Here is a 6,543-nt window from a genome sequence, read left to right as displayed (position 1 = left end):
GGTCCCGCACTAATCGATTTTCGAACGTAAAACCCCATCCCCGCAATCCCCCCCAAGCCCTGTGAGCGAAACCCAAGGGCAGTTCGCCTCACAACTTTGGTACCGGAACCAGTCCAATATCTGTCTCTCGCGAACGTTGCCTGACCCTGATCTCAATTCGCCTCCTCGCCTTGACGTCGCCGGCCTGTGCGCCGTCGGTGAGCCGGTCGCCAGGCAATATCAACTGGCCGCCGGACATTGGCAGGATGGTGAAGCCTTTCAGTTCCGGCATATCGCGCAGGATGCCTGTGACGGAGATCGCTCGCGCTAATCCAAGCCCGGCATTGTCGGCAGGATGGAGTGTGCCAATGTCCATCTTGCGCGCCAGTACGGGCTGAAGGCCTCTGTCCATATTCGATGAGTCACCGGACATCGCCTGCTCGTCCGTGTGGCCAATCACCTCAATGACGTCCACACCATAGGAAGTTGCAATTCCAGCAATGGTCTTCGACATCTGCCGCAACTTCGTTTTGAAGCCACCGGAAAGCTCCGCACTTCCAGTATCGAAATTATAGCCATCGAGCTCGCTAAGACTGATGATCGGTGGCCAATCGTGTGGCTTGTCAGCAGAGGCCTCGTTCCTTGCCTTCTTCAGTGCGTCAGCAAGATCCTTGGACGTCTTGCCCGTGCCAACGTAGCCGAGCTCGCGCAGAACCTTCATCTTCTCGATCATGGCTTTGGCCTGATCAACGTCGACGTCGTTGTCAGAGAGGACTTTGGCGGCCGGCGCGCTTTTCACCGCTTCCTCAAGGGTCAGTCCCACTTTTTTGATTGCCTCTGCGGCCTCTTTGGCCCGGACCAATTCACGCCATTCTTGATCTGGTACATTGCGTCGACTTGCAGGCTTGACCATGGCATTCAGCTGAGCCAGCAACCGCTTGTTTTCCTCGTCAAGCTTGCGAGCGTTCTCATTGAGGGACTGCGCAATCTTCTGCGCTGCCGCAGCCTCTTTCTTTGTCTTGGCGATGAGCGCGCCTGCAGCAAGCAAAAGGCAGAAAACGAGAAGCAGCATCGTCTCAGCCATCGTCAGGCCGAGTATCAGGCCGCGGCCATAGCCCTTGCGCTCAAACGTAATGGCTGTTCCGCTAACCTCACTCACCTGCCCCACCAACTTGCTCTCTTTGGCGGTTCACCCTTCTCCACCTCCGCCGGACTGCTTAACGATCGGAAGGTGTCGCCCTCCGTGTCATCCGAAACCTTGATTGGCGTCTCCACAGGGGAGGCAACAGTGGAAGGTGCCGCCACTCGCTCGACATCGTTCGCTATCGCATTGCTCAGAGGCTGGGGAGTGCGCACGGCCGGGAGGCTATGTTGTGTAAGGGTTGCGACGAGGCCGCGTGTTTCATTGCTGTGTTTCTGCATCACAGCCATGAACTCCTCAGTCAAACGCTGCTGCGCTTGGACAGTTTCTGCGGTCTTTTCTGCGGCCGCTGCCGCTCTCTCCACTCCAGTCGCCACCTTGATCACTGCGTCGGCAAGACCGGTCATCCGCGTTTGCTGCTCTTGCGAGGCTGTTTCGGTTTTTATCGCATATTGTGCGACAGCATTACCCAGGAGCTTGACCATCGGCGCCAGATCGTTCTTCAGCACCTCATCAGGAACAACCACCTTTTCCAGCTTGGCAGCCATATTGTCGGCTTGATTACCGAGCTTTCCAACAGAGTTGGACATCGAGCTGTTGGCTTTATCCAGCAAATCCGCTGCAGCTCCAACGCGGTTCGCTATCGAAGCAAACTGGGTTTCGACTTGCCCGAAATTGTGCTGCAACGCGTCACTGAGCTTGGCAGACGCCTCTTGGACAGGCTTGATCGATTCCATGGCAATATTGTCCAGGGCAGATCGAATGTGCTCCCCATTGCGTGCCGCTTGCTCGGCAATCTCTGCAAAGCCCTCTTCGAGCATTTGATGGCTGACACGACGAAAGTCGGCGAACTCCCTGGTTACGCTTTCCATCTCGGCTCTTACACGCCGTGTCATGTCGGCAAGTTCGTGCCTCGCCGTTCGCTCAATGTCCGCGGGATCGCGCCGCATCTGATTGTAGAAAACCCTCAGAGCAATACCGGTGATCGTCGACGTGATCGCGATGCCAAAATTTTGGACGATCGTGTCGGTTGAGCCTTCCGTTCCAAACTGAAACAGCGAGACCCCAAGGCTCGTCAGGGTGAACAGGAAGCCCATATAGTAGAGGTTATCGCCGGTCTGCTCGTCGTGCAGTTGTAGCTTTCCAGCAAAGATCGAAACCCCGAGATAGAAAAACATCAGGCAGGCCGGTGCTACCGCCGCGACGATCGGATTTACGCCTGAGAGTTTTGCAATGGCGATGAATACACACCCGCCGAGTGTCAATGCCGCGAAAACCACGACCGGCAGACGTGGATGATCCAGCAAAGGTTTGTCGTGCGCTCTCGCCATCAGTTTAACCCATCCAAGCCAACCAGCTTTTCGAACTCGCCGTGATGGTTCTGGACCCAATGTGTCCAGAACTCCGCGTGATCCAGGGTCTGAAATGGCTTCTTTGCCCGATCGATATAAAGAATTGTGATGCCCACCCCATCCAGCGACGTCCCATATGTGCGGTCGGCGGCGCTGTTGAGGTATTTTTGGTAATCCAGTCCCGATCGGTACTGCGAGTAAATCGTCGTATGCTCGATCATGTCAGAGGCGACCACCAATCGCTTGGGACTGCCCTGTTTGGCCAAGCTGCTATCGAAGAGCGACAGCTTGATTTTCTGAATTCCAGCCATGATCGGAGATTGGCTCGCGGAAGCCGCATTCGGGATTTCATCGGGAAGTTTGTTCAAAGGATCGCCGAAGGCGTTTTCCCACTTCTTTTGACGCCGCGCAGGATTGTTGGTCCAACTATCGACGGTCGACCCATCACCGGGATTGCATCCATCGAACATCACCGTCAGCTCACCAGGCGCCGAGCTCAGGGTATAAATCCTCACATACCCACCCGGCTCGACCTGCCCAATGGTCTTTCGGAACTCGTTCTTGAGATCAGCCATCGTCGTTGCCGAAATTGGATCAGTGGCGTCGATGAGGACGGCGGTCAGGCTGGAGGGTCCGTCCAATGGGCAATTCGTGTTGGCGTCGATATGGCCATTGCCAGACCTGGTCCACATCCAGCCGAAGCCGGCCAACATCGCAACGGATAGCACACCAAGGGCAATGGCCGCGGCAATGGTACCCGCATTGCCTTTCTTGCGTCTGCGGGTTCGCCTAGACATTCACGCTGTCCGGGTGAAGCTTATCAAGATCTCGGTACTGCTCAATTCCCCGTTCGCATTCCTGACCAATCAGACGAACCTGCTCGTTGAGTTCCTCCTGCGCCTGGCGAATTGATGCGCCAACATCTCCCTCATTCCACTCCCGCTCGCCGGTGACGTATGGCTTGATGCGATCAAGTTTGTAGGGCGTTCCGAAATGCTTGGGCGCCGGCTCGGTCCTCGCCTGGATGTTGGCTTCCCGATACATCGACAAAAGCTGATTGCAGGCTCGCTCCAATTGGTCTTGATGCTGCGCAAAAAGAGCCAGAAGCCTCGATCGATGATCGACAATCGCGCGGTGCTCGCGCCGGCGACTACCAAGCTGCTTGACGATTTCCTCCACTTTTTCGTTGTGGTCGTCGCGGACATCCTGCAGCTCTTCGATCAGTTCCTTCTTTCGATCGATGTAGTCATCGCGCCGTCGAACGAGCCGATTTTCAACGCCAGTGTAGCCTGGGTAAGGGTCGAGCACGAACCAGCCGTCGATAAAAGCGAAAAGCGAAAACATCAGGCCGATCGCAAACAGCAACCAGGACTTGATGTCCGTGAGACCCGCTGGATTGGCGAGCATATTACGGATGACCTCAGCGCCGGCGCCGTCAGCGAGCGAGCCGCTGACCTCACGGTAGTGCGCTAGCGCCAAGTTTATCGAAATCGCCAAGCCGATATAGAAAAGGATTGAAATGATCCCAACGAATTTTACGAAAAACGACCGATGGGTGACGAGACGAGCGCAGAAAACCGCCAGGAGCAAAGCCGCCCCGATGTTGATGAAAGAGAATGCCGCAGCCTCAAGGATGCCACCAAAAAATCCCTGCTCATTGCCCTTGGCCAGGAAGTTGCCGTTCATCGCTGTCTCGACCAGAAACAGAAATAGCAGAAGCGATAGCCGGAAAATGTGAGCGGCACCGTGCTGCACACGCGCGGCACGAACGAGACCGTGCTTCTCCTTAAACCATGCATGCTCTTTTTCGGCGTCGTTCAGGGCCCTTCTCAGGCCGTGAAGTTCATCGAGGCCCACGGCGACCGAGGCTTTGAAGTCCGAAACGCTAGCGGCATTCGTCTGACGGATTAGACCGAATTGTTCCTCGAAATCGAGGCCGGCAAGACGACCTCCAAGGAGTTGCAGGTTGTCCTCAAGAGTGTGATGCGCAGCCTTCTTCTCATCCTCAACGCGTTCCACGATGGCATGTTCGACATCGTCGAGATTCTTTGCCGTTTTCGGGGGTTGGTTCACCTCGCCGCGCTGCTTTCCGCGGTTAATGACATCCAGGTCGCCGTCGATCTTGGCAGGGTCCAGGCTGTTGAATAGCTGAGTGCTCGCCCGAAAATCGTGGTTGGATTCTCGCAGTGAGTCACGCAACTTATTTAGTTTTTCGAATTTAGAGCCCACGCACTCACAACCCCAACTTTACGCCCCCCGGCAGAGTGGTTTCTATGCATAGTAGAGCTAAAGGGCAACCGCACATTCACTTCTATCCACTTGCTAGTGCGGATCAGGCTCAATTGAGTTCCAACAAATGATCATGGCTGCTGATCAACTGGTTGATCGGCCGCGACTAGTCATGTCATGAGCCGTGCTGCGATGCTCTAAGGACAGAGTGCTACGAGCGGGTTCGCGACTGGGAAATTATCCACAGTCGTATACGTGTACTGGATCTCACCGCCCAGGCGAACGAAGGCAGATAGTTCCTCCGCACGACAGACATAGTTTTTGGTCATTTCATCGATCTTCTGGACATAGACCGGCCGCGAGACGCCAGCAGCCAACAATTTGGCGTCTACTTCCGCATCGGTCTGAGCCCAGGTGGCGTTGAAAACGATCCTTGGCCCGATTGCGATGATGCTCCGAACGGAGATGTTCGAACTGATCAGCATGGGCAATGCTGGAGCCATTTCGGTTTGCATTTTTTTTGCGTAGGCGCAGACGTCGGTCTTGGTGTACTTCGAGAGGCATTCATTTGCCGTCGCCACCCTTGGCCATGTCAGCAGGATCGCCAACGGGACGTGCATCAATCGCAATCCATCCAAAGTATTCTCCTCGCCCGATCTTGGCCTGCACAGAGGAGCATCTATCCTATTTGTGTTCACAGTGCCACGAGCAGCTTGTGCCCGACCGGCAATAGTGCTCTGTCTGAAATACTTTGGGAGGGCAATAAAATGAAAACAACATTTCTCGCGGCTATGGCCGCTGCAATAATCGCTTGCGCGACCGGCGCGTTTGCACACAGTGGCGGCACTGATGCCAACGGTTGCCATACCAACCATAAGACCGGCGCGTATCACTGTCACTGAAGGTCACGCCTTTCTGAGGGACACAAACATGCTGAAGAACATCATGTCAGCTCCGCTGGGCCTCCTCTTCATGCTGGGCGGGCCGATCACCTACGTGATGAATGTCGTCGACACATGGCAGGGCCATGCATCAGTGGTCGTAAAAATCCTGATTAACTTGAGCCTGGATGCGATGTTGGCGTTCATTTGGCCGATCACTTGGGCAATCTGGCTTTTCAAATATATGGCGGGCGCCGAAACTCCACTAACAACCGTGCTGGGCGTTTGAGGATCAAGTTTGCTGAAAATAATGCTTTTCGACGCCGGCCGGAACGGTCCGGTTGGTCTGCATCTGTGTAGCTATTGCCTCGCTGCTGGCGGTAGCGCCATGGCCGTACGGCTATTACCAATTCCTCCGCGTGGTGGTCTTTTTCGCCGGGATCTACTGCGGAGCCATGGTGTGGCGATCAGGCCCTGAAAATCGCACCCTGGCTTGGGCGCTGTTTGGAGCGGCAGCGATCTTCAACCCGTTCATGCCGGTTCATTTGCCGCGCGAGCTGTGGGCAATCTTCAACGTCGCAGCGGCTACTCTGTTCGGCTTTGTCGCATACCGGCACCGGAATTAAGCCGATAATCTGAGATGGCCAAGAGTGGACCTGAGACGCCGAAGGTCAAGGCGCGCCCGAGGGTCACCGTGTCACAGCCGTTGGCGCTTTATGCGGGAGATCTCCTCGAGCGGACGAAGGAGTACTTCGAGGCTTTCAACCATCTAGGCTCGGAGTCGGAAAAGGCGCATCTTTTTGCCCGTTATTTTCTATTTTCGCATGCCCTAGATGTGGAGCTTCAACAGGTTGTCCTCGATCAGGGCGAGGCGACTGATAGGCGTTTTTGACTTTAGGCTGCCATGTGGACGATGCCAATTGTATCTGTGCAGCCAGACAGGCAGTTCGGCGGCACGATG

Annotated in this window: 9 protein-coding genes and 1 pseudogene; 4 read left to right on the top strand and 6 right to left on the bottom strand. The window is 55.4% G+C overall.

Features of this window, described 5'->3' with window-relative positions; all coding sequences use genetic code 11:
- Positions 1–88 precede the first annotated feature (88 nt).
- The 5 genes from EN935_RS17440 to EN935_RS17420 form a co-directional block, all read right to left on the bottom strand.
- Positions 89–1,138: a hypothetical protein gene (locus EN935_RS17440; RefSeq protein WP_082826712.1), complete on the bottom strand. Its 1,050-nt coding sequence runs from the start codon at positions 1,136–1,138 to the stop codon at positions 89–91.
- The gene (locus tag EN935_RS17435; RefSeq protein WP_063169428.1) at positions 1,135–2,451 is read right to left on the bottom strand and encodes a hypothetical protein; all 1,317 of its coding nucleotides are present in this window, start codon (positions 2,449–2,451) and stop codon (positions 1,135–1,137) included. The genes EN935_RS17440 and EN935_RS17435 overlap by 4 nt, the downstream gene beginning before the upstream one ends.
- Positions 2,451–3,269, bottom strand: coding sequence for a hypothetical protein (locus EN935_RS17430; RefSeq protein ID WP_063169429.1), 819 nt, complete (start codon positions 3,267–3,269; stop codon positions 2,451–2,453). Before EN935_RS17430 ends, EN935_RS17435 begins: the two co-directional genes overlap by 1 nt.
- Positions 3,262–4,671, bottom strand: a complete 1,410-nt coding sequence (locus tag EN935_RS17425; protein WP_210326684.1) for a hypothetical protein — start codon at positions 4,669–4,671, stop codon at positions 3,262–3,264. The genes EN935_RS17430 and EN935_RS17425 overlap by 8 nt, the downstream gene beginning before the upstream one ends.
- A 227-nt stretch (positions 4,672–4,898) precedes the next feature.
- Positions 4,899–5,339: a hypothetical protein gene (locus tag EN935_RS17420; protein WP_126066778.1), complete on the bottom strand. Its 441-nt coding sequence runs from the start codon at positions 5,337–5,339 to the stop codon at positions 4,899–4,901.
- A 129-nt stretch (positions 5,340–5,468) separates the two neighbouring features.
- Between EN935_RS17420 and EN935_RS42895 the strand changes: the two genes are divergently transcribed.
- Genes EN935_RS42895 through EN935_RS40830 form a run of 4 tightly spaced genes read left to right on the top strand, consistent with a single transcriptional unit; the run spans position 5,469 to position 6,474 of the window.
- Positions 5,469–5,603, top strand: a complete 135-nt coding sequence (locus tag EN935_RS42895; RefSeq protein ID WP_199489651.1) for a YHYH domain-containing protein — start codon at positions 5,469–5,471, stop codon at positions 5,601–5,603.
- A 28-nt stretch (positions 5,604–5,631) separates the two neighbouring features.
- The gene (locus EN935_RS17410) at positions 5,632–5,871 is read left to right on the top strand and encodes a hypothetical protein (RefSeq protein WP_082826591.1); all 240 of its coding nucleotides are present in this window, start codon (positions 5,632–5,634) and stop codon (positions 5,869–5,871) included.
- A gap of 52 nt (positions 5,872–5,923) precedes the next feature.
- The gene (locus EN935_RS17405; protein ID WP_063169433.1) at positions 5,924–6,208 is read left to right on the top strand and encodes a DUF6804 family protein; all 285 of its coding nucleotides are present in this window, start codon (positions 5,924–5,926) and stop codon (positions 6,206–6,208) included.
- A 14-nt stretch (positions 6,209–6,222) separates the two neighbouring features.
- Positions 6,223–6,474, top strand: coding sequence for a hypothetical protein (locus tag EN935_RS40830; protein ID WP_127248734.1), 252 nt, complete (start codon positions 6,223–6,225; stop codon positions 6,472–6,474).
- Here the strand turns inward: EN935_RS40830 and EN935_RS17400 are convergent.
- Positions 6,412–6,543: pseudogene (locus EN935_RS17400) on the bottom strand (IS481 family transposase); the annotation flags it as partial. The gene EN935_RS40830 and the pseudogene EN935_RS17400 sit on opposite strands and share 63 nt — an antisense overlap.

It is taken from the genome of Mesorhizobium sp. M7D.F.Ca.US.004.03.1.1 (assembly GCF_003998635.1).
Classification (GTDB): Bacteria; Pseudomonadota; Alphaproteobacteria; order Rhizobiales; family Rhizobiaceae; genus Mesorhizobium; species Mesorhizobium loti.
Note: the sequence above shows the minus strand (reverse complement) of the source record. Positions and strands in the feature narration are given on the sequence as shown.

Bases quoted from the DNA above. Each gene is read 5' to 3' on its own strand.
- EN935_RS17435 (WP_063169428.1), bottom strand. From the start codon at position 2,451: ATGGCGAGAGCGCACGACAAACCTTTGCTGGATCATCCACGTCTGCCG.
- EN935_RS17430 (WP_063169429.1), bottom strand. From the start codon at position 3,269: ATGTCTAGGCGAACCCGCAGACGCAAGAAAGGCAATGCGGGTACCATT.
- EN935_RS42895 (WP_199489651.1), top strand. From the start codon at position 5,469: ATGAAAACAACATTTCTCGCGGCTATGGCCGCTGCAATAATCGCTTGC.
- EN935_RS17410 (WP_082826591.1), top strand. From the start codon at position 5,632: ATGCTGAAGAACATCATGTCAGCTCCGCTGGGCCTCCTCTTCATGCTG.
- EN935_RS40830 (WP_127248734.1), top strand. From the start codon at position 6,223: ATGGCCAAGAGTGGACCTGAGACGCCGAAGGTCAAGGCGCGCCCGAGG.